The organism is Desulfoluna sp. HI9BLuna, from assembly GCF_056829775.1.
The window spans coordinates 4,470,847-4,494,333 of the sequence record NZ_CP186555.1; the positions used below are offsets into that span (position 1 = coordinate 4,470,847).

20 protein-coding genes, 1 tRNA gene and 2 riboswitches are annotated in these 23,487 nt (G+C 59.5%); of the genes, 17 read left to right on the top strand and 4 right to left on the bottom strand.

The genetic code is table 11. The annotated features are described in order from the left end of the window. Positions 1-145: 145 nt before the first annotated feature. From ACOYW0_RS18235 to ACOYW0_RS18250, 4 genes are all read right to left on the bottom strand, one after another. Positions 146-397, bottom strand: a complete 252-nt coding sequence (locus tag ACOYW0_RS18235; protein ID WP_482415229.1) for a LexA family protein — start codon at positions 395-397, stop codon at positions 146-148. Between the two features lie 335 nt (positions 398-732). Beyond that, positions 733-807 (bottom strand) — tRNA-Gly (locus tag ACOYW0_RS18240). Positions 808-952: 145 nt separating this feature from the next. Further along, on the bottom strand, positions 953-1,912 hold the full coding sequence (locus tag ACOYW0_RS18245; RefSeq protein ID WP_482415230.1) for a universal stress protein: 960 nt from the start codon (positions 1,910-1,912) through the stop codon (positions 953-955). Between the two features lie 370 nt (positions 1,913-2,282). Further along, positions 2,283-3,794 (bottom strand): cell envelope integrity TolA family protein, encoded by a 1,512-nt coding sequence (locus tag ACOYW0_RS18250; protein WP_482415231.1) that lies wholly within the window; start codon positions 3,792-3,794, stop codon positions 2,283-2,285. A gap of 126 nt (positions 3,795-3,920) precedes the next feature. Between ACOYW0_RS18250 and larE the strand changes: the two genes are divergently transcribed. The 17 genes from larE (at position 3,921) to ACOYW0_RS18335 (ending at position 23,469) form a co-directional block, all read left to right on the top strand. Continuing rightward, complete coding sequence (gene larE, locus ACOYW0_RS18255; protein WP_482415232.1) at positions 3,921-4,736, top strand: ATP-dependent sacrificial sulfur transferase LarE; 816 nt, start codon at positions 3,921-3,923, stop codon at positions 4,734-4,736. Between the two features lie 155 nt (positions 4,737-4,891). Continuing rightward, the gene (locus tag ACOYW0_RS18260) at positions 4,892-5,665 is read left to right on the top strand and encodes a LytR/AlgR family response regulator transcription factor (RefSeq protein ID WP_482415233.1); all 774 of its coding nucleotides are present in this window, start codon (positions 4,892-4,894) and stop codon (positions 5,663-5,665) included. A gap of 348 nt (positions 5,666-6,013) precedes the next feature. Further along, positions 6,014-7,732, top strand: a complete 1,719-nt coding sequence (locus ACOYW0_RS18265; protein ID WP_482415234.1) for a LytS/YhcK type 5TM receptor domain-containing protein — start codon at positions 6,014-6,016, stop codon at positions 7,730-7,732. 203 nt (positions 7,733-7,935) lie between these two features. Further along, entirely contained in the window at positions 7,936-9,366 is a 1,431-nt protein-coding gene (locus tag ACOYW0_RS18270) for a carbon starvation CstA family protein (protein ID WP_482415235.1), read from the top strand. 134 nt (positions 9,367-9,500) lie between these two features. Further along, positions 9,501-9,708: riboswitch (cobalamin riboswitch) on the top strand. Positions 9,709-9,944: 236 nt separating this feature from the next. Continuing rightward, positions 9,945-10,193: riboswitch (cobalamin riboswitch) on the top strand. A 194-nt stretch (positions 10,194-10,387) separates the two neighbouring features. Next, positions 10,388-10,639 carry a hypothetical protein gene (locus tag ACOYW0_RS18275; protein ID WP_482415236.1) on the top strand — a complete coding sequence of 84 codons (252 nt, stop codon included), beginning with the start codon at positions 10,388-10,390 and terminating at the stop codon, positions 10,637-10,639. Between the two features lie 56 nt (positions 10,640-10,695). Next, complete coding sequence (locus tag ACOYW0_RS18280) at positions 10,696-11,670, top strand: sirohydrochlorin cobaltochelatase (RefSeq protein ID WP_482415237.1); 975 nt, start codon at positions 10,696-10,698, stop codon at positions 11,668-11,670. Positions 11,671-11,930: 260 nt separating this feature from the next. Further along, positions 11,931-13,010, top strand: a complete 1,080-nt coding sequence (locus ACOYW0_RS18285) for a FecCD family ABC transporter permease (protein WP_482415238.1) — start codon at positions 11,931-11,933, stop codon at positions 13,008-13,010. A gap of 2 nt (positions 13,011-13,012) precedes the next feature. After that, positions 13,013-13,810 (top strand): ABC transporter ATP-binding protein, encoded by a 798-nt coding sequence (locus ACOYW0_RS18290; RefSeq protein WP_482415239.1) that lies wholly within the window; start codon positions 13,013-13,015, stop codon positions 13,808-13,810. Further along, positions 13,803-14,735 carry an ABC transporter substrate-binding protein gene (locus ACOYW0_RS18295; protein WP_482415240.1) on the top strand — a complete coding sequence of 311 codons (933 nt, stop codon included), beginning with the start codon at positions 13,803-13,805 and terminating at the stop codon, positions 14,733-14,735. The genes ACOYW0_RS18290 and ACOYW0_RS18295 overlap by 8 nt, the downstream gene beginning before the upstream one ends. Next, positions 14,725-16,128: a cobyrinic acid a,c-diamide synthase CobB gene (locus ACOYW0_RS18300; protein WP_482415241.1), complete on the top strand. Its 1,404-nt coding sequence runs from the start codon at positions 14,725-14,727 to the stop codon at positions 16,126-16,128. The genes ACOYW0_RS18295 and ACOYW0_RS18300 overlap by 11 nt, the downstream gene beginning before the upstream one ends. Continuing rightward, positions 16,125-16,748 (top strand): precorrin-8X methylmutase, encoded by a 624-nt coding sequence (locus ACOYW0_RS18305; protein WP_482415242.1) that lies wholly within the window; start codon positions 16,125-16,127, stop codon positions 16,746-16,748. The genes ACOYW0_RS18300 and ACOYW0_RS18305 overlap by 4 nt, the downstream gene beginning before the upstream one ends. Before the next feature lie 340 nt (positions 16,749-17,088). Continuing rightward, complete coding sequence (gene cobI, locus ACOYW0_RS18310) at positions 17,089-17,817, top strand: precorrin-2 C(20)-methyltransferase (RefSeq protein WP_482415243.1); 729 nt, start codon at positions 17,089-17,091, stop codon at positions 17,815-17,817. Between the two features lies 1 nt (position 17,818). Then, positions 17,819-18,874 (top strand): nucleoside recognition protein, encoded by a 1,056-nt coding sequence (locus tag ACOYW0_RS18315; protein WP_482415244.1) that lies wholly within the window; start codon positions 17,819-17,821, stop codon positions 18,872-18,874. Between the two features lie 25 nt (positions 18,875-18,899). Beyond that, entirely contained in the window at positions 18,900-19,991 is a 1,092-nt protein-coding gene (gene cbiD, locus ACOYW0_RS18320) for a cobalt-precorrin-5B (C(1))-methyltransferase CbiD (protein ID WP_482415245.1), read from the top strand. Continuing rightward, positions 19,988-21,208: a precorrin-6y C5,15-methyltransferase (decarboxylating) subunit CbiE gene (gene cbiE, locus ACOYW0_RS18325; protein ID WP_482415246.1), complete on the top strand. Its 1,221-nt coding sequence runs from the start codon at positions 19,988-19,990 to the stop codon at positions 21,206-21,208. Before cbiD ends, cbiE begins: the two co-directional genes overlap by 4 nt. Further along, a complete protein-coding gene (gene cobM / locus ACOYW0_RS18330; RefSeq protein WP_482415247.1) occupies positions 21,208-21,987 on the top strand; it encodes a precorrin-4 C(11)-methyltransferase in 780 nt (259 codons plus the stop codon). The genes cbiE and cobM overlap by 1 nt, the downstream gene beginning before the upstream one ends. Before the next feature lie 453 nt (positions 21,988-22,440). Beyond that, positions 22,441-23,469 (top strand): cobalt-precorrin 5A hydrolase, encoded by a 1,029-nt coding sequence (locus tag ACOYW0_RS18335; protein WP_482415248.1) that lies wholly within the window; start codon positions 22,441-22,443, stop codon positions 23,467-23,469. Positions 23,470-23,487: the final 18 nt, after the last annotated feature.

A 23,487-nucleotide genomic window follows, 5' to 3' on the forward strand; every position in this document is an offset into this window, starting at 1 on the left:
TATACAATCAAAGAGGCCTGTCATGTGATATTGACGGGCCTTTCTTTTTGGGCAAAACATTTGAATCTGGTTATCGGGTTAGTACCGATAAAGAAACGTGAAGATTTAGGTCTTCACGGCTGCGGTATGAGTGAAATTCATGCTGTTAAACCGGGTGGACCACATACGTCGCCACACCCATACCGCAAACTCCATGTGGCCTGTGATCTCGATGGGTGGGTAGCCTTCGTTTTTCTGCTTCCAGGGAGCGGTCCACGATGAGGATGTCCTCGGGGTAGATCCCGGCGCCGGTCATGGAGGTGCCAGCGGCACGCATGAAGAATGTGGCGGCGGGGCGTTTGATCAGCTCCAGGTTGAGGCCTATGGAGCAATCCGGATCGAAGGTGACGGTGGCCATGGGAACAGGTATCCTTGAAGGTGGTTGTCGGGAAAAAATGAGGGGGAAATGTTTGTCTTCCGGGGTGCCCTTGCAAGGTGTTTTACCCTGCACAAATCTGCACACGTTTTGCACAAATGCAAGTAGTGGCACATGATTTGCGTAGGCGTTTGCCGGGCCCATTTTCCGTGATGGGCAAAACGGCCAAGAGCCTTGAAAACAAAGAAGCCGTGAAGATTTGGTACCTCTTCACGGCTTCGTATTTTGTAACTCTTTGAATTATCAAGCCTGCACAAGTTTTGCACACATTTTTTGTGCAAATCAAACTTGTAACCCATTGAATTTATTATCTTTCATGGAGCGGGAAACGGGACTTGAACCCGCGACGTTCAGCTTGGGAAGCTGACACTCTACCACTGAGTTATTCCCGCTCATGTGGGACGTATACTAATGGCATTTTTCGGTGGCGTCAATCCCTTTGACGCGTTTTTTGAACCGAAAAAACAGGGCGGATGGAAGTGGTTTAAATCGTGATTGATACGGGGCTGTCCATGGGCCCTTGTTTGAGAACGGGTGTTAATTGACAAGCCAGATGGCTCTGTCCTGGCCCATCTGCACCAGTTTGTCCCCCACCCGGCCCAGAAGAAAATCCTCCACAATGGAGTGGCCCCGGCGTCCCACCATGATGGTGTCGTAGCCGCTTTTCTTGGCTTCGTCCATGAGCCCTTCGGAGCGGCTCAGATAGGAGCGCAGGATGATGGAGTCCACGCCTGCCCGGTCGAACCCGGCGTCCCTGAGGATGGTTTCTGCCTTCTGGAGGTGGGGGCGCATGCGGGATTGGTGGTGGATCTGGTGCTCCTGTTCCATGAGGTTGTAGGCGTCCAGAGATGCCTGGAAGGGATCGAAGGAGCCGCTCATGAGGTTGAGGGAGCGCGACACATAACAGATTTTCACCTTTTCAATGTTTCGGGTGACGCTTTTTTTCAATTGCCGGACGCAGTTTTTGGAGCCTTCGGAGGCATCGAAGCCGATGAGCACGCCCGTGCTGTCGGGATTGCCGCCAACGATGACCAGGGGCACGTGGTTAACCGAAGCGATGAGCTTGCGGGCGCAGTTGCCGAGGATGGCCCCGGTGTGGATGTTGTGGCCGATGCGACCGGCCACTACCAGGTCGTAGCCCTTTTTGGACTCCCGGATGATGTCCCGGGCAATGCCCACCCGTCGGGGGCGGATTTTTACCTCAACGGATTCGTCTGGAAAGCCCTCTTTGATGAGGTCGGTGCGGATTTTTTCGATGACCTTACGGTTGTAGCGGATGTGGTTTTCTTCCCACCAACCGCCCAGTTTGTCGGGGCCTGTGCCTTCCATACCGTCGGATTGGGTGTCCCAGAAGGTTTCCGGCACGACATTTTCTACCAGGAACAGGGTGAACGTCGTCTTTTCAGGGATCAGGATGCGTGCCGCGTAGAGTGCGGCATGGGTGGATTGGATGGATCCGTCTACAGGGATGAGAACACGTTGATTGAGAGCGTTCACCTGTGCCTCCTTGGGTTTGAGGTGGATGACCGGATCGGTCTCATGCAGTGCGACTGGGGGCGGAGTCTTCCGGTCTGGTTTTGAGCCATGTTGCGTTGTCTGATCAAAGTTAGAGCAAGGGGCGTGCCAAGGGCGTGTCGGGTGAAATGATGCGGTATTTCAATGTGTTGTTGCGTGGGGTCCGTTGGGGCTCTGAGGGGCTGTGGTGATGGCCTTTACACGTTGGAAAAAGGGCTGGCAGGGGATTGCCTGAGTGGATGCCTTAAACCATTTTTAGGGGTGGGGGTTTGGTTTTTCGAGAACCCTGCCTCCCCATATGGGAGGCAGGGCGTTTTTTTATAAGCAGTGCGTCAACCGCTCAGGCGGGTGACTATTCGATGGCCTTTAAGACGTCTTTGGCTGCTTCCAGCTGCTTAAGGGCTTCGTCGAGCTCTTCGGGACCGGGGGCAAAGTCCACGGCAGCTTCGTAGGATGCGATGATGGCCTCAAGGTCGGGAATCCCTTCCGTGGTGCGAAGGGCTGATGCCGAATTCATGTGGTGGGCAAAGATCAGGGGCTTCACCTCCTGAAGGGTGTAAGTCTCCTTAACCGTATCCAGAGTCACGGCCGTGGGGATTTCAATGAGGAGTTCTTTGCCGGTGGGGGAGAAGATTCCCTTATATATTAAGGTGGAGTGCTTCTTGGTCGTGACAAAGTAGTTGGAGGTGTTGGAGGCACTGGAGGCGATGAGGATCAGGACAAATACGCCGAAGGCACAGACAGCCGTGATGAGTTTTCGCGTGGAGGCCTTTTTGGCGGCTTCCTCACGCAGGCGCTGTTCTTCCTGGGCCTGAGCCCTGGCTTCTTGTTCGGCTTTGGCGCGGGCCTCTTCGGCTGCCTTGCGGCGAGCTGCGGCCTCGGCTTTCTTTTTGGCATCCAGCTCAGCCTGGCGCTTGGCTTCTTCTTCAGCCTTTATCCTTGCCTCTTCCTCTGCCTTGAGTCGGGCTTCTTCTTCAGCCTTTATCCTTGCCTCTTCCTCTGCCTTCAGGCGAGCTTCCTCTTCAGCTTTTTTCTTTGCCTCTTCCTCTGCCTTGAGTCGGGCTTCCTCTTCAGCCTTTTTCTTGGCCTCTTCCTCGGCTTTGAGTCGGGCTTCCTCTTCAGCCTTTTTCTTGGCCTCTTCCTCGGCTTTCAGACGGGCTTCTTCTTCAGCCTTTTTCTTAGCCTCTTCCTCTGCCTTCAGGCGGGCTTCCTCTTCAGCCTTTTTCTTAGCCTCTTCCTCGGCTTTGAGTCGGGCTTCTTCTTCAGCCTTTTTCTTGGCCTCTTCCTCTGCCTTCAGGCGGGCTTCTTCCTCAGCCTTCTTCTTAGCCTCTTCCTCGGCTTTGAGTCGGGCTTCTTCTTCAGCCTTTTTCTTAGCCTCTTCCTCTGCCTTCAGGCGGGCTTCTTCTTCAGCCTTTTTCTTGGCCTCTTCCTCTGCCTTCAGGCGGGCTTCTTCTTCAGCCTTTTTCTTGGCCTCTTCCTCTGCTTTCAGGCGAGCTTCTTCTTCAGCTTTTTTCTTCGCCTCTTCGTCGGCCTTCTTTTTTGCATCGGCCTTGGCCTTGGCATCATCTTTTTTGGCCGTGGTTTTTTTTGCAGCAGGCTTCTTGGCCTCAGCGGCACCGTCTTTTTTTGTGGTGCTTTTCGCGGTGGTCTTTTTGGCGGTGGTGGTTTTAGCTTCTGCTTTTAAGGCTTTTTCTTCTTTTTTCTTCTTGGTGGCGGCTGCTTTTTTTACGGCTTTTTTAGACTTGGGAGCTTTCTTTGCGGTGGTCTTTTCAGCCGTTGTTTTGTTCTCCTTTTTGGGAGACTCTTCCTTGGCTGCGGCCTCCTTGGGCGCATCGGTTGAGTTTTTTACGGTTTCCTTTGCCATGTGATCACCTTTGAAAATCTCAATTATTTATAATATGATGCCAACTGGTTATTTTCTACTTGTTAACGGTCATGTATATAAAAGTTGTAAACAATTGTAAACCATTTTGGTGGAGTCAGGACCCCTGTGAATCGCAGTACAACAAAGTATGAAACCCTTTTAAATCGCCTGAAAACATACGAATCCATGGCGGTAGCTTTTTCTGGGGGAGTGGACAGTACACTGCTTTTGAAAGCAGCAGTAGATACCCTCGGAGAGAACGTTGTGGCGGTGACATCGGTCTCCCCTGTGCACTCGCGTCGTGAAATCGAAGCGGCCAAGGCCTGTGCCAAGGCACTGGGTGTCCGGCATATCCTTTATGATCCCGGTATGCTGGAGGATGAGGATTTTCTGGGGAACACACCCTTGCGATGTTATTATTGTAAACGCCGTATGTTCACGCAGATGAGTAATGAAGCGAAGACCCTGGGGGTGAGCAATGTAGTGCATGGGGTGAACTGCGATGACCTGGGGGACTACCGCCCCGGTCTCAAGGCCGCGGAAGAGCTCGGTATCAGTGCGCCCATGGTGGATGCGGGTCTCTATAAGTCCGAGATTCGGGAACTTGCCGAGGCCCTGGGGCTGTCTGTGGCCCGCAAACCAGCCATGAGCTGCCTGGCAACGCGTATTCCCTACGGAGAGAAGATTACGCGGGAGGCCCTTGCCATGGTGGAGGCTGCCGAGGCGGCCTTGGACGATTTGGGGTTTTCGCACTATCGGGTGCGGCACCACGGGACCGTGGCCAGGATCGAGTTTTCCCAGGAGGACCTGCGGCGTGTGTTTGGCCAGGAGTTGATGGCGACGGTGGTTGCCGTGGTGAGGCAGGCAGGGTATCTCCATGTGGCCGCCGATCTGGAGGGCTATAGCCAGGGCCGCATGAATCGAGTGTTGGACGAGAGCTGAAATACGGCCAGGTTGTGTGTCACGGCATGGCGGGAGTCGCCCGGCGATATCCCGCTTTTTTGCGTTTTGAAGGGCCTGGTGCCTGTTTGACGTGTTGCCTTCGGGATGTATATAGTGACAATGCGATGTGCGTCGGCGCTTACATGGGAGGGGGTATGGAAATTCGATGTCTGGTGGTGGATGATGAGCAGCCTGCCGTGGACGAGCTGGCGTACCTGTTGTCGGGGTTGCCGGATGTCACCGTGGTGGGGTCGGCCAACTCCGCCAAAGAAGCGGTGGAAAAGATCGGCACCTTGAAGCCGGATCTGGTTTTTCTGGACATCAACATGCCGGGTCACACCGGGTTTCACGTCATTGAAGCCTGCGGCGACCTGCACAAGGCGCCTCTGTTCATCTTCTGCACGGCCTATGACCAGTACGCGGTGAAGGCCTTTGACGAGCAGGCCGTGGACTACATCCTGAAGCCCTTTTCCATGAAGCGCGTGGCCAAGGGCGTTGGGCGGGCCAGAGAGCGGCTGGAGGCGGAGTCTTCGGCTCCGGGTGATGAGGTGGCAAGGCTGCTGGAGGCTCTGGGCGCCAGGCCACCCCATGTGGTGCGTCTGTCCGTGGAGAGCCAGGGGCGCCTGTTGCTCCTGGATCCCGATGAGGTGATCTTTTGCCGGGCCGAAGAGAAACGGGTGCGGGTCTTTACCCATGACGGCGACTACATCTCCCACGGCGCCCCCACCCTGGATCGCCTCGAAGAGCTGGTTGCAGGCTACCCCTTCTATCGCGTTCACCGCGCCAGCCTGGTTCACCTCAAGCACATCCGCGAAGTCACCAGCTGGTACAACGGCAAGTACCTCCTCGTCATGGACGACCCCGCCGCCAGCGAGGTGGTGGTGAGCCGAAACCGTGTCAAAGGCCTCAAGGAGAACCTTGGGCTCTGATTCCCTGTCGTTCCAGCCCCCGGAAAAGTCCCCGCATCTCCAAAAAACGACCGGTACCTATGAAACCCTGGCACCCAGGTGTCGGTGCGGTCTACGGTTGAGGTAGGCAAACCGCTTGCCTCCGGCGGGTCGTTTTTTTGAAAAAAAGCTCAGCAAAAAACGTTCCTAATGCACCAGTTCTTCGTTTTGATCGCCCCGGGGCGATCAAAACGAAGAACTGGTGCGAAAGCGTCTGAATTGTTCCGGCGTATGTTTAAAACGATGATCTAAGACCTGTTTGTTAAACTTTTCAAAGGCTTGACTCTCGGCGGGGCCGTCGGAGGCTTTTTTAAAGGAGAATACCCGAACGTGGATGTATCCATCACCCATCTGTTGATCACCCTCATAGAGCACCTGGGCCTCACCGTGGCCGCGGCCTTTCTCATTTTGAACATGGGGGCGGCGGGCAAGACCTTTCTGGGGAAGCACCCCTGGGTGGAGAAGGCCGTGCTGACTTGCTTTTTCGGCCTGTTTGCAATTCTGGGCAACTACGGGTTCGATCCGGTCCACGACGCCTTTGCCAACTTAAGGGCCATGGCCGTGGTGACGGGCGGGCTTTTCGGCGGCCCCTGGGTGGGGCTTGGGGCCGGTGTTATTGCAGGCGGGCATCGCTTCCTTATTGATATCGGCGGGTTTACTTCGGCACCTTGTGCCACGGCCACGCTTTTGGAAGGTGTGGCCGCAGGGCTTTTGGCCGGGTGGTACGGCTCGCGGGTGATGAACTGGAAGGTGGCCTTTGGTCTGGGTGTGGCCGGTGAGTCCATGCACATGGGGCTGGTGCTGTTGTTTGCCAAGCCTTTTTCCGAGGCCGTGGACCTGGTGCGGCTCATTGCCGTGCCCATGATTTTAGTCAACTCTGTTGGGGCTGCCTTTTTTGTGGAGCTGATCAAGGGGCTCTTTCGGGAGCGTGAGCGGCGGGAGTCTCGCCAGGTGCAGCAGATCCTGGAGATCGCCAACCTCACCGTGGGGTATCTGCGCGCAGGGCTTGGGGCGGGCTCGGCCAAAAAGACGGCTGAGATCATTTTCCGACAGGTGGACGTGGCGGCTGTTGCCATCACGGACACCACCCATGTGTTGGCCCACATGGGGGTTGGGGCGGATCACCACATTGCCGGGGAGCCCATCCGCACCGCCGCCACCCGCATGGTTCTGGACGACGGGCTGCCCCTGTTCCGGCACACGAAACGGGAGATCGCCTGCCCCCACCATGGATGCCCCTTTCATCACGGCATCATCGTCCCCTTGAAAAAGGGGGAGAGCATCGTGGGGACCCTGAAGTTTTACGGTACCCGGGAAAAACCCCTGGACAAGGTCCATTTCCAGACCGCCCGGGGGCTTGCCGTGCTGTTCTCTACCCAGTTGGAGCTGGAAGACATCCAGATCCAGGCCCGGATGCTGGCCTATGCGGAGATCAGGCGGCTCCAGGCCCAGATCAACCCCCATTTTCTCTTCAACTCCCTTAACACCATCGCCAGCTTCTGCCGTACCCGACCCGATCGGGCCAGGGAGCTGATCCTGGACCTGTCCAGCTACATGCGCCGGAACCTCGACCAGAGCAAGGGCTACATCACCGTCCAGGAGGAGTTGGAGCAGGTGGAGGCGTACCTGGCCATTGAGCAGGCCCGCTTCGGCGACCGCGTCTCCTATCGGCTTGATGTGGGGGAGGGGTGCGACAACTGGCCCATCCCCGCCCTGGTGATCCAGCCCGTGGTGGAAAATGCCGTCAAGCACGGGATCACCCCCAAGGAAAAGGGGGGCACGGTGGCTGTTTCCATTGACTGTGATGCAACGCTTCTCACGGTGCGGGTGACCGACGACGGCGTGGGAATGTCCGAGGAGACAGTGGGCCGTCTGTATAATCCCGAGGAGCTGGCCGCGGCCGGTGAGGGCATCGGGGTGCGGAACACCATCCACAGGCTCCGGCGGATCTACGGCCCCTCCTGCCGCATGGTCATCGAGAGCACCCAGGGCCAGGGCACGGAGGTCTCCTTTTCCATCCCCCGGAACCACCCTCCAGCCCGTCCCTGACCTCCCTTTTTGAAAGCTCTCTGGCCGCCCCTTTGGGCGGCCATGTTGTTTCGGCACCCTCCTGATGCATTCCATCCTCGAAAAACGACATGGGCCGTTTCGAGCGTGGCGTATCCCCTTTTTAATCCGCTACAACAGCAGGTGTGAAAGAGGAACCGCCCCACGGGCGATCAATGCGTTTTGTCATGGAGGTCATTTAGATTATGCTTACTTTTTTTGCGTGCGTCGCTGCACTGATTCTCGGGTACTTTACCTACGGTACCTTTGTTGAAAAAACCTTCGGGCCGGACAGTTCCCGAAGGACCCCCGCCTACGAGCTTGAGGACGGGGTGGACTACATGCCCCTTCCCAAGTGGAAGGTGTTGTTTATTCAGGTCCTGGACATTGCCGGGATCGGCCCCATTTTCGGCCCCATCCTGGGGGCCCTCTACGGCCCGGTGGCCCTGGTCTGGATCGTCATCGGGTGTATCTTTGCCGGGGCGGTTCACGACTACTTCTCCGGCATGCTCTCCATGCGGAACCGCGGGGGCAGCATCCCCGAGGTGGTGGGTGACTTCCTCGGTATGCCCGCCCGACAGGCCATGCGGGTCTTTTCCGTTGTGCTCCTCATGCTGGTGGGCGTGATTTTCGTTCTGGCCCCGGCCAAGCTCCTCACCGGGCTCACCGGCGTGAACACCCAGATTTTTATCTTTGCCATCTTTGGCTACTATTTCCTTGCCACCATTCTTCCCATCGACAAGGTCATCGGAAAGATCTATCCCCTGCTGGGCGCCCTGCTGCTCATCACCACTGTCGCCACCGTGGTGGCCCTGATGTTCGGTGGCTATGAGATCCTGCCCAACCTGGATGTGACCACCAGCGCCCATCCTGCGAACAAGCCCATCTGGCCCCTGCTGTTTATTACCCTTTCCTGCGGTGCCATCAGCGGGTTCCACTCCACCCAGTCTCCCTTGATGGCCCGGTGCGTCAAAAACGAAAAGGACGGCCGCGCTGTCTTCTACGGCGCCATGATCCTGGAAGGGATCATCGCCCTGATCTGGGCCACCGTGGGGCTCTCTTTCTACAAGTCTCCGGAAGCCCTGAACGCCGTGATTGCCGCAGGGACTCCTTCAGCCGTTGTCTCTGAAGTCTCCAACGTTCTTCTGGGTCCCGTGGGCGGCTTTCTGGCGGTCATTGGGGTTATCGTTCTGCCCATCACCAGCGGGGACACCGCTTTCCGAAGCACCCGCCTGATCCTGGCCGAGTCCTTTAAGGTGAGCCAGTCCCAGACCGCCAAGCGGCTCATGATCGCCGTGCCCCTGTTTGCCCTGGGCTTTGTCATCTCTACCCAGAACTTCGGGATCATCTGGCGCTACTTCGGGTTCTCCAACCAGGCCCTGGCCACTCTGGTACTCTGGTCCGCCGCAGTCTTCCTTGCCAAGGAGATGAAGAATTACTGGATCGCCTGCCTGCCGGCGACCTTTATGACCTCTGTGGTGGTCACCTTCATCCTTCAGGCCAAAATCGGCTTCGGGCTCTCCATCGGAACCTCCACCGTCATCGGTGTGGGTACCGCCGTGGTACTGCTCTGCCTCTTCGTCTTCAAGTTTTCCGGTGTGCGGGCAGCGAAACGTGCCGACGGACTTGCTGAATAAGCACTGCCCGTGAAGGAATTTTCCGCCATGTTCCCTGTCCGGTGCCATCGTTCGGATTTTTAAAGGGATGGCCGTCGGGCAGGGAATGGGGCATGGGCCTTAGATTGGCTTGACAACCGGAAAAGTGTGGCTTAGGATCACATCCTATGCTTGGTGCAGCTAATGCTTAATAGGGAACTCCGTGAGAATCGGAGACGGGCCCGCCGCTGTAACCGGGGACGTCCTTCGCAACAACGCCACTTTCTTGATGCGTCCGAAGTGATCGGGTCGAACAATGAGGGGAAGGCGCGAAGGCTCGGATGATCCGGAAGTCAGAAGACCTGCCATGCGCTATATGATGTCCCGTTGTCTGATGTTATCGTCATATCTTCACCGTGGTGAGAGGGGCGGCCTGAAACAGGAAAAGCCGCCGGAACACGGGGATTGAATCATATAGAAGTGGCGCACTGCCGTGGTAAAGGGTGCGCCCGACTTTGAGGATTGAATACGGAATCCCCATGCTTGCATACGATTGCAGGCATGGGGATTTTTTTGTTTGGAAGACCCGAAAATTTGTCCCCGTCACGGCGGTCGATTTTCGGGTGAGTACGTGACCGGGTCCCCGCAAGGGGTCTTGCATACACGCAGGAAGGGAATCCCGTGAAAATCGGGAACGGTCCCGCCGCTGTAACCGGGAACCGTACGGCACGGGTGAGGGGAATCTCTCTCATCCATAAGCCACTGCCCGCTGCTGGCTCTCCTTTTCAGGCCGGCGGCAACCAGGGCGGGAAGGTGCGCCGTTCGGAACGCCCGGGAGTCAGAAGACCTGCCCGGCATAAGACGTGATGTTTTGGGTGCGGCATGCCGCATCACAAAACACCCCTGCGGAGAACAGGGGAACCGCGTGATGAAAAGGGCGAAGCAAACAGGGAACAGCCCTTTTTCGGAGATGGTCGGACCGGAGGGGCTGTGCAAGGAGTCAGCCGGGCTCCGGTCCTTTGTAAATGATCAGTTTATAAAGGAGCCGATGATGAAAAAAGGCATGATTCTTTGTGTGCAGGGGCAGCTACCCGAAGGCGTTGCCCCGGATGACCTGCTTAAGGGCGGCCATCTGTCCTTTGACGTGGACAAGGTGGCCGTGGTCTCTCCCCTGGACGGAGAAGGAGACATCCATTGGGCATGGTGGCGCATGATATCCAAGGGGTTTACCTCGATTCAGTGCCGTATGGCCGGGTATGAAAAGGGGCGTATTGCTTTAAAAGGAGGCAGCGTTCCCATCTGGTCCATCGGTTGAATGCCTGGGTATCATATTTAATAAATACACCTGTTACGTACGGAGATTTAAAAACGATGAAAAAGACGACCCTTCTGCTTTTGATTGTATCACTGCTGTCCTTTCTGGGTGTAAATCCCGCCACGGCAGCCACCAAAAAAGAGGCGGTGGACGCCGTGGTTATTGCAAGCTTCGGCACCAGCTACCCCGAAGCCCTTCAGGCCATTCTCACCATCGACAAAGAGATGAGAAAAGAGTTCCCCAAGGCAGAGATCAAGCACGCCTTTACCTCCAACATCATCCGGGGCATCTGGCACGACCGCGCCAATGACGCCGCCTGGAAAAAAGCCAACCCCGGCGTTCCTGCGTGGCTGTATGACGTCAAAGGCCCCCTGGCAACCTTCGGCGCCCTGCAGGAAGAGGGCAAAAAGCGCGTGGTGGTACAGACCACCCACGTCTACGCCGGGGAAGAGTACCTTGATCTCAAGGCCTATGTGGACGCCATTGCAGGCATCGATACCCTCCGCGCCAAGTGGAAGCCCTTCTCCTATCTGACCCTGGGCCGTCCCGCCCTTGGCAAAGCCGGGTTGCACCCCGAGTACCGAAATGACATTGAAACCGCCGCCAAGACCATGGCCGCGGATGTGAAAAAGGCCAAAAAGATGGGCGCTGTGCTGGTCTACATGGGCCACGGAAACGAGGTGTTTCCCACCAGCGCGTACATTGAATTCCAGAAGACCATGAATGCCATGTACCCTGAGGTCACCACCCTGGTGGGGACCGTGGAGGGCTACCCCGGCCTCGATGACGTCACCACCGCCCTGAAGCACATCAAGGCCAAGAAGGTCTTCATGAAGCCCTTTATGGTGGTTGCCGGTGACCATGCCAGAAATGACATGGCCGGAGAAGAAGACGACGCCTGGAAGACCATCATGGAGAAGATGGGCATCAAGGTGACTTGCGAGCTCAAAGGCCTGGGCGAGAACCCCGAGTGGGCCAAGCTCTACGCAAAGCATGCCGTGGACGCGGTAACGGTTCACACCGGCAAGTAGTTTTCTATGGTTTGGTGGCCTCCGGCGGCCCTGCCGGAGGCTAAACTTTTAATCCGCCTTCGCCCAAGGGCTACGGTGCGACATGAAAGTTTAACAAACAGGTTTCAAAAACCCTTTTTGGGTGAGTTTTGCTTTAAAGGCGGATGTGATTTGACCCGAGGAACGAGGGACAAAACGCATCCGCAACCAGCTTTCAAGGTGGCACACCTTGCCGCCGGAGGTTTTCGCTTTTAAACCCGAACGTTGATGGAAGGCCCCCCATGACCATCGCCACGGAGTCCATGAGGAAAACAAAACCCTCCCTTGCCCTGATGAAAGGCTCGGCAGGGTTGGTGTGCTTGTGCGCGCTCCTTTTCTGCGCGGTGCTGCTTTCGGCCCGCATGGGGTTTGTGGCGTTTTCTTTTAAGGACGTCCTTGGGGCCCTCTGGAACGGGATCACCGGCACGGACGGGGCCACGGCAGCGGCTGAAACAGCCCGGGTCATGGTCTGGGAGGTGAGGCTTCCCCGCATCCTGACGGCGGCAGCCGCAGGGGCCGGGCTGGCCGTGGCCGGGGCCGTCTATCAGAATATTCTCCTGAATCCCCTGGCCGACCCTTATACCCTGGGCGTCTCCTCCGGTGCCGCCTTTGGCGCGGCCGTGGCCCTTCTCTTCGGCATGGGCAAGACTCTCTTGTCCGTTCCCCTCTTTGCCTTTGGCGGCGCCATCCTCACCCTGTTTATCGTCATCGCCATGGCCTCACCGTCGGGGCGGCTGCTTCGGTGTGGCATCGACTCTTCCAACCTCATCTTATCGGGCATCATGGTGTCGGCCATCCTCTCGGCGGGTTTGAGCTTCATGAAATACCTGGCCGACGAGCAGGTGTCCGTCATCATCTTCTGGCTCATGGGCAGCTTTGCCGCGGCCACCTGGCGTGATGCCGCTGTTCTCTCGGGCGTTTCCGGGGCCGGGTTTCTCCTCTTTCTCTTTTACGCCCGGGATCTGAACCTTCTGGCCCTGGGCGAAAAAAGCGCCCGAAGCCTGGGGGTGGATACCTCCAAGACGGTCCTTATTCTTCTGGTGGCCGCGTCCCTTGTGGCGGCGGTCTGCGTGGCGGTCTCCGGTATTATCGGCTTTGTGGGGCTTCTGGTGCCCCATATGGTGCGGTTTGTCACCGGGCCGGATGCCCGGAAGCTTCTTCCCGCAACCCTTATCATCGGGGCGGTGCTCCTGCTTTTTGCCGACACCGTGACCCGTGCGGTGCTACCCTATGAAGTGCCCATCGGGGTGCTCACGGCCCTCATCGGCGGGCCGGTGTTCTGCGTGATCTTTCGAAAGAGCCGCATGGGAGGGGGGGCATAGGCATGACGGACAGCGTGCTCCACATGGAAGGGATTTCCTTTAAGCGCGGCAGGCGAGAGGTGCTTAAAGGCGTTGACGCCCGTTTTGAGAAGGGCGTGTTCCACGCCATCCTAGGGCCCAACGGGGTGGGAAAGAGCACCCTGGTGGAAATTTTGAGCGGACAGATGGACCCCGATGCCGGGACCACCTCTCTTTTCGGGACCCCGGTCCGCAAGCTGTCCGCCCGCAAGGTGGCCCGGCAGGTGGCGGTGGTGTCCCAGAGCCACGAGGTACGTTTTGCCTTTTCCGTGCGGGAGGTGGTGATGATGGGCAGGCATCCCCACATCGACCGGTTCGGATCCCCGTCGGAAAACGATTTCAAGCTGGCGGACGAGGCCATGGCCGTGGCCGATATCCGTCACCTGGCCGACCGCCCCGTCACCGAGGTGAGCGGGGGAGAGCGCCAGAGGACCCTTTTTGCCCGTGCCCTGGCCCAGGACACCCCAGTGCTGATTCTGGACGAGGCCACCAGCAATCTGGACATGAAACACACCTTGAGCCTCCTCTCCGTGGTGCGGGAGAAGGTGAAACAGGAAAACCGATGCGTTGTGGGCGTGTTTCAGGACATCAATACCGCCGCGCTCTTCTGCGATCGGTTCCATTTTTTGAAAGAGGGGCGCATGGCCGTGTCCGGCTCCGTGGAAGAGACCCTTACCCCCGAGACCCTCTGGGAGGTGTTCGGGGTCAAGGCCCGGGTCATGACAGACGAGGTGACCCGGAGCCGTCAGGTGCTCTTTGATGCGGGAGGGTTCCATGGGTAGAACTCTTCTTCGCATCCTCTGTTTTTGCCTTGTGGCCGGGTTGATGGCACCTGCCGCCGATGCCGCCCGGATTACCGACGCATCCGGTCAGGTGGTGACCTTCGACAAACCCTTTACCCGAATCATCTCCCTTTACAGCGCCCACACCGACAACCTCCTGGCCATGGGGGCCGCAGATGTCCTCATCGGCGCGTCCAAAAGCGACGGGGCAGAAGAGCTTCCCCGGTTCTCCTACCACGACGGCACCGAGCGGTTCCTGGCCGCCCGGCCCGACCTGGTGCTGATCCGCCCCATGATCGAGCGGGGCTACGGCAGGCTGGTGTCCAGCCTCAAAGCCCGGGGGATCACCGTGGTCTCCCTGCAACCCGGCACCATGGACGAGATGATGGATTACTGGGTGGCCCTGGGCCTCCTCAGCGGACACGAGGCCGAGGCCCGGTCCCTGGTGTCGGCCTTTGAATCAGAGACCCGCCGCATCCACGAGGTCACCCGGACGGTACCGGAAAAGCGGACCGTCTTTTTCGAGGCCATGCACGGCAAGCTGCGTACCTTCTCCAAAGGTTCCATGGCCGCCTGGGCTCTGGAGTTGGCTGGGGGCGTCAACGTGGCTGAAGACGCCGTGCCCTCCAAGGGCAGCAACATCGCCATTTACGGCAAGGAGCGCCTCCTGGCCAAGGGGCCAATGATCGACGTCTACCTGGTGCAGCAGGGCCGCATGAACCGCGTCACCCGGGAAGAGATCGAAAACGAACCGGGCTTTTCCCTCATCCGGGCCGTGCGCGAGGGCGAGATTCACTTTGTGGACGAGGCCCTGGTGTCAAGGCCCACACCGGCCCTTCTGGAAGGGGCGCGGCGTATCGGGGAAATTCTATACCCAACTCTCTTTGAACCGAGCATACAAGGACTGGCAACGCATGGGCAGTAAGGCGACTTTCGGCAAAGCAGGTTTTCTCATCGGGGGCACCTCCAGCGGCAGCGGTAAGACCACCCTGTCTCTGGGCATCATGGCGGCGCTGAAGCGGCGCGGGTATGATGTGGCGCCCTTTAAGGTGGGGCCGGACTACATCGACCCGGGCCATCACCGGCGGGTGACGGGTCGGGCCTCCCGGAACCTGGACGGCTGGATGCTCAGCCGGGACTATTGCCGGGACGCCTTTTCCCGATCCATGGCCCAGGCCGACCTGGCCGTGGTGGAAGGGGTGATGGGGCTCTTTGACGGCTTTTCCGGCACGGACGAGGCCGGGTCTTCGGCCCAGATGGCCAAGTGGCTGGGGCTTCCCGTGATTCTGGTGGTCAACGCCGCCAGCATGGCCCGAAGCGCCGCCGCCCTGGTCACCGGCTTTGAAAACTTCGACCCCGAGCTCAATTTCCTCGGCGTTGTCTTCAACAACATCGGCAGCAAGAGCCACCTCACCTACCTCACCGAGGCCCTTTCGGTCCACAGCGACATGCCCTGCCTGGGCGGGATTCCCCGGGATGAGGCCCTGAGGATTCCCGAGCGGCACCTGGGCCTTGTCACCGACGAAGAGCACGTGCTCTCCGGCACCGAAACCGATCACCTGGCCGACACCGTGGAGGCCCACATCGACCTGGATCTTCTTTTGGAGCGGGCAGGGGAGCTTTCGTTAAGCCAGGAAGAATCCAAAGGGGTCACCTCCGAAAGTGCCCAACCCGTCAAGATTGGCGTGGCCATGGACAGCGCCTTCTGCTTCTACTACCCGGACAACCTTGAGACACTTGAAAAAGCAGGGGCTACCCTGGCCTTTTTCTCGCCTGCCGAAGATGAAACCCTTCCCGAAGGGATCAGCGGCATCTACTTCGGTGGGGGCTACCCCGAACTCTTTGCCGAGGCCCTGAGCGGAAACACCGCCATGCGAAGCGCCGTCAAAGCCGCCGCCGATGCCGGAATGCCCGTCTACGGCGAGTGCGGCGGGCTCATGTACCTCTCCGAGGCCATCACCGATTTTGAGGGGCGTCGCTGGGAGATGACCGGCTGCCTGCCCCTGGAGACCCGCATGCAGGAGAAACGCTGCGCCCTGGGTTATCGGGAGATTACCCTGAAAGAAACCTCCCTGCTCGGCCCGTCCGGCACCATTGTGCGGGGCCATGAGTTTCACTATTCCAAACCCGTGGGGGAGCCCAAGGCAGACCGGATCTACCGGGTCACCCCGCGTACCCATCGCACCCTTCCCGATGAAGGGTATGTCAAGGGCAATACACTGGGCAGCTACGTCCACCTTCACTTCGGAAGCTCTGCCGGGGTAGGGGAGGCGTTTGTGGCCCGCTGCAACGCGTACAAGGAGTCAACGACACGATGAAACCCCAGGAGATTGAAGACCTGAGCTTCAAGATTATCGGAGAGGAGGCCGGTGACCACGGCTTCTCCGATGCGGAGTGGCCCATTGCCCGCCGCGTGATCCATACCAGCGCCGATTTTGAATACGTGGAGAGCCTTCGGTTTCACCCCGAGGCCATTGAACGCGGCATCGCCGCCATTCGTGGCGGAAAGCCCATCTTTACCGATACCAATATGGCCCTGTCCGGGATCCGCAAAATGGAGGTGGGCTCCTTCGGGGGAAGCGTGACCTGCCTGGTGGCCGATCCCGAAGTGGCTGCCACCGCCAAGGCCGGGGGCATCACCCGGGCCAAGGCCGCTGTGGATGCTGTGGCAGATCGCCTCGACGGGGCCATCTACGCCGTGGGCAACGCCCCCACCGCCCTGCTTCGCCTGCTGGAGCTGGTGCGGGAAGGGCGCATCAAGCCCGCCCTCATCGTTGGCTTTCCCGTGGGGTTTGTGAACGCGGCCGAGTCCAAGGCCGAGCTCCTCGAAACCCCGGGGGTTCCGTACATCACCAACGTGGGACGAAAAGGTGGCTCCAACGTGGCCGCCGCCGCGGTCAATGCCCTGGCCATCATGGCGGCATCCCAAGGGGCTTAACCATGCAGTGAGAAAAAAATCTGCGTCGGCCCCTTGAGGCCATGCCCCAACCAGGTGACACGACCACGCCTTGCCGCGCCGGGCAAGGCGATACTGGCGTGTCATCGGCATGGAACGAGGTGACGGCGCCGATTGATCCATAGAAGCTTTCATCACAGCGGACAGGAGGAGTTGGATGCTGCGTGCAGCGCGTTTAGGGGCGTTTCTGTCAACTGTCAACCCTGCTATGATGAAAGATGCGGCACGTGCCGCTTAAAAACAGTCGGTGTTTCAGGGTTCTTGTGGAACACCGGCCCCAATCAACCGCCTGAACAGCAGGCGGATACCGAGGTAGTTAGTTATGTCTGAGAACAGAGGCACGCTTTTTGGCATTGGCGTAGGTCCGGGAGATCCCGACCTCATCACCATGAAAGCCGTCAAGGCCATGCAAGACGTGGATGTCATCTTCACGGCATCCTCATCCAAGAACAGCTTCAGCCTGGCGGTTGAAATCGCCAGGCCCCACCTCCCCGAGCATCTGGAGGTGGAGATCCTCCCCTTTCCCATGACCAGCGAGCAGGACGTCACCACCAAAGCGTGGAAAGAGAACGCCGACCGCATCGCTGAGGTTCTGAGCACCGGGAAAAACGCAGCCTTCCTCACCCTGGGCGACCCCCTGACCTACTCCACCTTCGGGTACATCCTCCAGTACATGAAAGCCGACCACGCGGAGTGCCCCGTGGTCACCATCCCCGGCATCACCTCCTTCCAGGCCGCCGCAGCCCGCATCAATACACCCCTTGTGGAAGCCGAAGAGTCCCTTGTGATCACTTCCGGCGCCTACGGGGGCGAACACGTCCGCAGGGTCGCCGCCACTTCCGAGAACGTGGTGCTCCTCAAGGCCTACAAAAACGTGGACGACATCGCCGACGCCCTTTCCGACAGCGGCCTTATGGAGAACAGCTGCGCCATCAAGAAGTGCGGCCGCGAAGGCGAAGAGATCATCTGGAATGTGGGCGACCTCCGTGAGGTCAAGCCCGATTACTGGACCCTCATTATCGCCAAGCAGAAGAACGGGCTGGCAAACTGAGATGGCCGGAAATCGCAAGGGAAAAGGCAGCGGTAAAGCGCTGGCGGTCTCCCTGGGCGTAACGGCAGCCATGATCGCAGCAGGGATTGTCTGGATGGACGGGGTCACCCCCCACGTGGTGGTGACCCGCGTCTTCAAGCCCCTGCTGCGCCTGATCTGCTTTATCTCCCTGGGGCTGGTCGCAGGCCAGGTCATCGAATCCACCGGATGGACGCGCTACCTTGCCAAGGTGGCGGGGCCGCTCTTTCGGTTCGCGGGCCTGGGCGATCGCTGCAGCGCGGCCTTTACCACGGCCTTTGTCTCCGGGGTGGCGTCCAATTCCATGCTCTACGGTTTCTACAAGGACGGTACCATCAGCCGCAGGCAGCTCTTCATGGCCAACTTCCTCAACCAGTTCCCGGCCTATTTCCTTCACCTGCCCACCACCTTTTTTATCGTGATTCCCTTGGTGGGCAAGGCAGGATTGGTCTACTTCGGCCTCACCTTCACGGCCCTTCTCCTGCGCAGCGGGTTTCTCCTTGTGCTGGGCCATGCCATACTGGACGGTGAAAAAGGCGGAACCGAAGAGGTTGAGGGCAAAGAGCCCACGGCGAAGGGGTGGGATGCGGTGAAACAGGGCATCCGAAAGCGCTTTCCCAAACGTGTGGCCACCATCATCACCTGGGTGATTCCCATCTACGTGGCGGTCTTTTTCGTGCATCGCCTGGGCTTTTTCGACTTCATGAACGAAGCCCTGGCACACCTGGCCGTCTCCAGGATCATGCCCGTGGAGTCCCTCTCCGTGGTGGTGCTGGGTTTTACCGCCGAGTTCTCCTCCGGCTTTGCCGCGGCAGGCGCCTTGCTCGATGCCGGGGTCCTCACCGTCAAACAGACGGCCCTGGCCCTTCTCATCGGCAATATCATCGCCTTTCCCATTCGGGCCGTCAGGCACCAGCTGCCCCGGTACGCAGGCATCTTCTCCCCGGTCATGGGGACCCAGATCCTGCTGATCGGCCAGTTCCTGAGGATATTCTCGTTGATGGTCACAGGGGTTCTCTATTACTGCCTTATTCCGTAAGAGAGACCCGTTAGGTTTTCTTAATATGGCAAAAAAACGAACATTACGAAGCGGGTTCACCACGGGAACAGCCGCAGCCGCGGCCGTAAAGGGGGCCTTAAGCCTCCTGTTTACCGGCGTGTGCCCGGAGACGGTCCGCATCGCGTTTTTAAGCGAAGGCCATGTGGACATTCCCCTGGTCTCCTGCCACATGGACGGGGAGACCGCGGTATGCACCGTCATGAAAGACGGCGGTGACGACCCGGATATCACCCGAAACGCCATCATCGGCGCGCGGGTACGACGGGACGATGCCGCCCAAGATGCCCTGGTTATCTGCGGGGGGCAGGGGGTGGGGCGGGTCACCCGGCCCGGCCTGGAAGTCCCGGTGGGTAATGCAGCCATCAACCCCGGCCCGGTGAAGATGATTCGAGCGGTTGTGGAGATGCTCAGGGCCGAAACCGGGGAGTCCGATCCCCTGGTCGTTGAGATCTTTGTTCCCGATGGCGAGGAGATGGCCAAAAAGACCCTCAACAGCCGCCTGGGCATCGAAGGCGGGATCTCCATTTTAGGTACCACAGGCATTGAGCGGCCCCTGTCCCACGAAGCCTATGAAGCAACGGTGCGCTCTTCCATCAAGGTGGCCAAGGCCATGGGGGCCCACAGCGTGGTCTGTACCACCGGCCGACGCAGCGAGCGCTTCGCCATGGAGGTGTTCCCGGAACTTGCCGAGGCCTGCTTCGTGCAGATCGGCGACTTCTTTAAAAGCTCCATGGAGACGGCCGGGGACCAGGCCGTGGACGTGATCCTGGCCGTCTTTTTCGGCAAGGCCGTGAAAATGGCCGCAGGCATTCCCCACACCCACGCCGCCAAGTCCGACCTGAACCTTCGGTTCCTGGCCGACCTGGTGGAAGAGATGGTGGACGATCCCGAGCTGGTGGCCAAGGTGGCCGCATCCAACACGGCCCGGGAGGCCTTTACCTACCTCGCGGAACCCTGCCCCCAGGTGGTGGATCGGGTTGCCGAGCTGGCCGCAGCCTCTGCTGCAAGGTTTGCCGGAGGGGAGGTCTCGGCCCGGTGCCTGATTTTTGACTTTGACGGAAACGTGGCAAGCGACAGCCGAAAGGAGACGGTATGAACCAGTCCATTACGGTCATGGGGTTCGGCCTGTCGGAGAGGGATCTCCCCCAGGCTTCCCTTGCGCTGATTTCGGACGCGGACGTGCTCGTGGGAGGAAAGCGCCACTTAAGCGCCTTTCCCGACACCTCCGCTGAAAAAATCGTCATCCAGGGCAAGATGTCCGATGTTCTGGACCGCCTGGAAGCGAAGGTGTCCCAGGGCAATAAGGTGGTGATCCTCGCCTCGGGGGACCCCTTGTACTACGGCATCGGCTCCCTGGTGACCAAGCGCTTCGGTGCCGACGCCGTGCGGGTGATCCCCAACGTTTCGGCCGTTGCCGGGGCCTTTTCCCGGCTGGGCCTTGCCTGGCACGACGCCGGGGTGGTGAGCCTCCATGGCCGGGGCCTTTCGACCGAGACCCTGAAGACCCTTCTGGCCCACGACAAGACAGCGGTGTTCACCGACCTTACGAACAGCCCGGACAGCGTGGCCGCCCGACTTCTGGAGCAGGGCGTCACAGCCCGCGCCTGCCATGTGTTCGAGGCCATGGGCACCCAGGAAGAAAAACACACCGAAGCCACCTTGGAAGGCATTGCCGCGGGAACCTTTAGCGATCCCAACATGATGGTCGTCCTGGGGGCCGCCCTTGCCGAGCCGCCACAGGCCATCGGCCTGGGCATGCCCAGCGAAGCCTTTGCCCACCAGCGCGGCATGATCACCAAGCCCGAAGTGCGGGCCGTGACCCTGGCCAAGCTCGGGCTCGAAGGTCACCAGGTGCTCTGGGACCTGGGGGCCGGCAGTGGCTCGGTCTCCATCGAAGCCTCCCGGTTCGTGAAACAGGTGTGCGCCGTGGAGCAGAAACCCGAGCGCGTGGCAGACATCCGAACCAACATCACGCGCTACGGCGCAACAAACATGACGGTGACGGAAGGGGCCCTTCCCGATGCCGCACAGGATCTCCCCGACCCGGACGTGGTCTTCATCGGAGGCGGTGGCAAAAACCTGGACGCCATCATCCGCATGGCCTCAGACCGCATGGGAGACAACGCACGCATGGTGGTCAACACCGTGCTCCTCCAGAGCCTCGGCACCGCCGTGACCGCCCTTGAAGACGAAGGGTTCAATGTGGAAGTACTGCACTTAAACGCAAATGTCTCCACCACCGTGGCCTGGGACATGATGCTCAAAGGAACCAATCCGGTCTTTATCGTCACCGGAATACGAGGAGAAGGTTGATGACTGACGTACGACACCCCATTATCTTTACCGGGGCAGGCCCCGGCGACCCCGAACTCATTACCGTCAAGGGCAAGCGAAGCCTGGAAGAGGCCGACCTCGTGATCTTTGCCGGGTCCCTCGTCCCCGAGGAACTCCTGGTCTGGACCCGGGAAGGCTGCGAATGCCTGAGCAGCGCCTCCATGGACCTCGACGGCATGGTGGAGAAGATGGCCGAAGGCCACCGGGCAGGCAAAAAGGTGGTGCGTCTCCACACCGGCGACCCCTCTCTGTACGGCGCCATCGACGAGCAGATGCGCGACCTGGACAAGCTGGGCGTCCCCTACACCGTCATTCCCGGCGTCACCGCAGCCTTCGGGGCCGCCGCCGCCATGAAGATGGAGTACACCCTCCCCGAGGTGACCCAGACCCTGATCCTCACCCGTGCCGAAGGCCGTACCCCCGTGCCCGAAGGCGAAACCCTGGACGCCCTGGCCTCCCACGGTGCCTCCATGGCCATCTACCTCTCCAGCGCCCTGGCGGAAAAAGTCTCCAGCCAGCTGGCCGCTCACTACGGGGAAGAGTCTACCTGCGCCGTGGCCTACCGCGTGAGCCAGCCCGATGAGAGGATCATCTACACCACCATCGGCAAACTGCCCGAGACCATGAAAAACGAAGGCATCCGAAAAACCGCCCTCATCATCGTGGGCAAAGGCGTGGGCGAGCACAACGCCGCCAAATCAAAACTCTACGACGCCACCTTTACCCACGAATACCGGGACGGGGTGGAAAAGGCGTAAAGGGACAAGGGCAAAAAGCGCCTCCGGCGGGCAGGGGCTGAGCCCCTGCACCCCAGGTTGCGAATGCTCCGAGCCCTCGTTCCTCGGGCACGTCGCATTCGCCTGCGGGCTGCGCCCGTGGTGGACTCCGAGGACAGGGGGCGCTCTTCGGTACCTGGATGACTTTGTTTCCGGGCTCCGCCTGGGAGTGAGGTAAAGACCTCTGGTCGCTGAAGGCATGGCGGAAAAATCGATTATCTACAAGTTACGGTAACGTATCCAGCTACTTCGACGCTTGCAGGCCGGTTCGAATGCACCCTGATCGTTGATGTCGGGCGAAGCCCGAGCCGAAGGCCCTTGCGATTTGGCCCGAGGAACGAGGGACAAATCGCAAGGGCAATTAGCTTTCGAGGTGGCTCACCTCGCCGCCGGAGGCATGCTTTTGAAACTGATTGTTACCATAAGAAGGCGGAAATGAGCGATCGAACGCTAAAAATCTGGGCTGTTACGGAAAAAGGAGCGCATCTGGGCCAGAGGCTGTGTACCGCTCTGGACGGCGAGCTGTGCCTGCCGGACAAGCCCTGGGCATCCGGGTTTCCCTCGGCACGCACCGTGCCGTCCTTAGGGGAGGGGATCGCAGCCGGGTTCCACGGGGCTGGAGGCCATGTGTTTGTCATGGCAACGGGCATCGTGGTGCGGATGATCGCGCCCCTTTTGAAGAGCAAGGCCCAGGACCCGGCGGTGGTGGTCATGGACGAGGCGGGGCGCTTTGCCGTGAGCCTGGTGTCCGGTCACATCGGCGGGGCGAACCGTCTGGCGCAGGAGGCTGCGGCGGCTGTGGGCGCAGTGCCGGTGATTACCACGGCCACCGACACCCACGGCATTGCCTCGGTGGACGGCGTGGTGTCCGAACGGGGGCTGGTGGTGGAGAACCCTACTGCCATCAAGGCCGTGAACATGGCCCTGTTGGAAAAGAGAAAACCCCTGCTCTGGGACCCCATGGGGATCTATGCCGACATGGCGGATCTCTATGTCCCGACCGGAGAACGGGCTGAAGCCGATGTGGTGGTGGACTGCTCGTCGGACCCGGCAAAAGGGGGGGCCCTGGTGATCCGGCCCAGGCGACTCACCGTTGGGGTGGGGTGCAACCGGGGCACCGATGTGGAAGAGATCCTGGAGGGCGTTGAAAAAGCGTTTCAGGCGGGGGGGATTTCCCCTTTGTGCCTGAAGGTCATGGCCTCCATTGACGTAAAAGCCGATGAAGAGGGGATCCTTAAGGCCGCCGAGCGCTTAGGGGTGTCCCTCTCGTTTTATACCAAGGACCAACTCAGCGGTACCGAAGGGGTGGTGACCCCTTCGGCGGCCGCTTTAAAACACGTAGGAACGGTGAGTGTATGCGAAGCAGCAGCGATTCAGAGTGCAAGGATGGGATCCCTTGTGGTGCCCAAGGTGAAGGGGAAAAATGTAACGGCGGCGCTGGCAATGGCGTCCTCTACATTATAGGCATCGGCCCCGGCAGCG

Coding starts and splice junctions, on each gene's coding strand:
- ACOYW0_RS18235 (WP_482415229.1), bottom strand. CDS start 397: ATGGCCACCGTCACCTTCGATCCGGATTGCTCCATAGGCCTCAACCTG.
- ACOYW0_RS18250 (WP_482415231.1), bottom strand. CDS start 3,794: ATGGCAAAGGAAACCGTAAAAAACTCAACCGATGCGCCCAAGGAGGCC.
- ACOYW0_RS18260 (WP_482415233.1), top strand. CDS start 4,892: ATGGAAATTCGATGTCTGGTGGTGGATGATGAGCAGCCTGCCGTGGAC.
- ACOYW0_RS18270 (WP_482415235.1), top strand. CDS start 7,936: ATGCTTACTTTTTTTGCGTGCGTCGCTGCACTGATTCTCGGGTACTTT.
- ACOYW0_RS18275 (WP_482415236.1), top strand. CDS start 10,388: ATGATTCTTTGTGTGCAGGGGCAGCTACCCGAAGGCGTTGCCCCGGAT.
- ACOYW0_RS18280 (WP_482415237.1), top strand. CDS start 10,696: ATGAAAAAGACGACCCTTCTGCTTTTGATTGTATCACTGCTGTCCTTT.
- ACOYW0_RS18285 (WP_482415238.1), top strand. CDS start 11,931: ATGACCATCGCCACGGAGTCCATGAGGAAAACAAAACCCTCCCTTGCC.
- ACOYW0_RS18290 (WP_482415239.1), top strand. CDS start 13,013: ATGACGGACAGCGTGCTCCACATGGAAGGGATTTCCTTTAAGCGCGGC.
- ACOYW0_RS18295 (WP_482415240.1), top strand. CDS start 13,803: ATGGGTAGAACTCTTCTTCGCATCCTCTGTTTTTGCCTTGTGGCCGGG.
- ACOYW0_RS18300 (WP_482415241.1), top strand. CDS start 14,725: ATGGGCAGTAAGGCGACTTTCGGCAAAGCAGGTTTTCTCATCGGGGGC.
- ACOYW0_RS18305 (WP_482415242.1), top strand. CDS start 16,125: ATGAAACCCCAGGAGATTGAAGACCTGAGCTTCAAGATTATCGGAGAG.
- cobI (WP_482415243.1), top strand. CDS start 17,089: ATGTCTGAGAACAGAGGCACGCTTTTTGGCATTGGCGTAGGTCCGGGA.
- ACOYW0_RS18315 (WP_482415244.1), top strand. CDS start 17,819: ATGGCCGGAAATCGCAAGGGAAAAGGCAGCGGTAAAGCGCTGGCGGTC.
- cbiD (WP_482415245.1), top strand. CDS start 18,900: ATGGCAAAAAAACGAACATTACGAAGCGGGTTCACCACGGGAACAGCC.
- cbiE (WP_482415246.1), top strand. CDS start 19,988: ATGAACCAGTCCATTACGGTCATGGGGTTCGGCCTGTCGGAGAGGGAT.
- cobM (WP_482415247.1), top strand. CDS start 21,208: ATGACTGACGTACGACACCCCATTATCTTTACCGGGGCAGGCCCCGGC.
- ACOYW0_RS18335 (WP_482415248.1), top strand. CDS start 22,441: ATGAGCGATCGAACGCTAAAAATCTGGGCTGTTACGGAAAAAGGAGCG.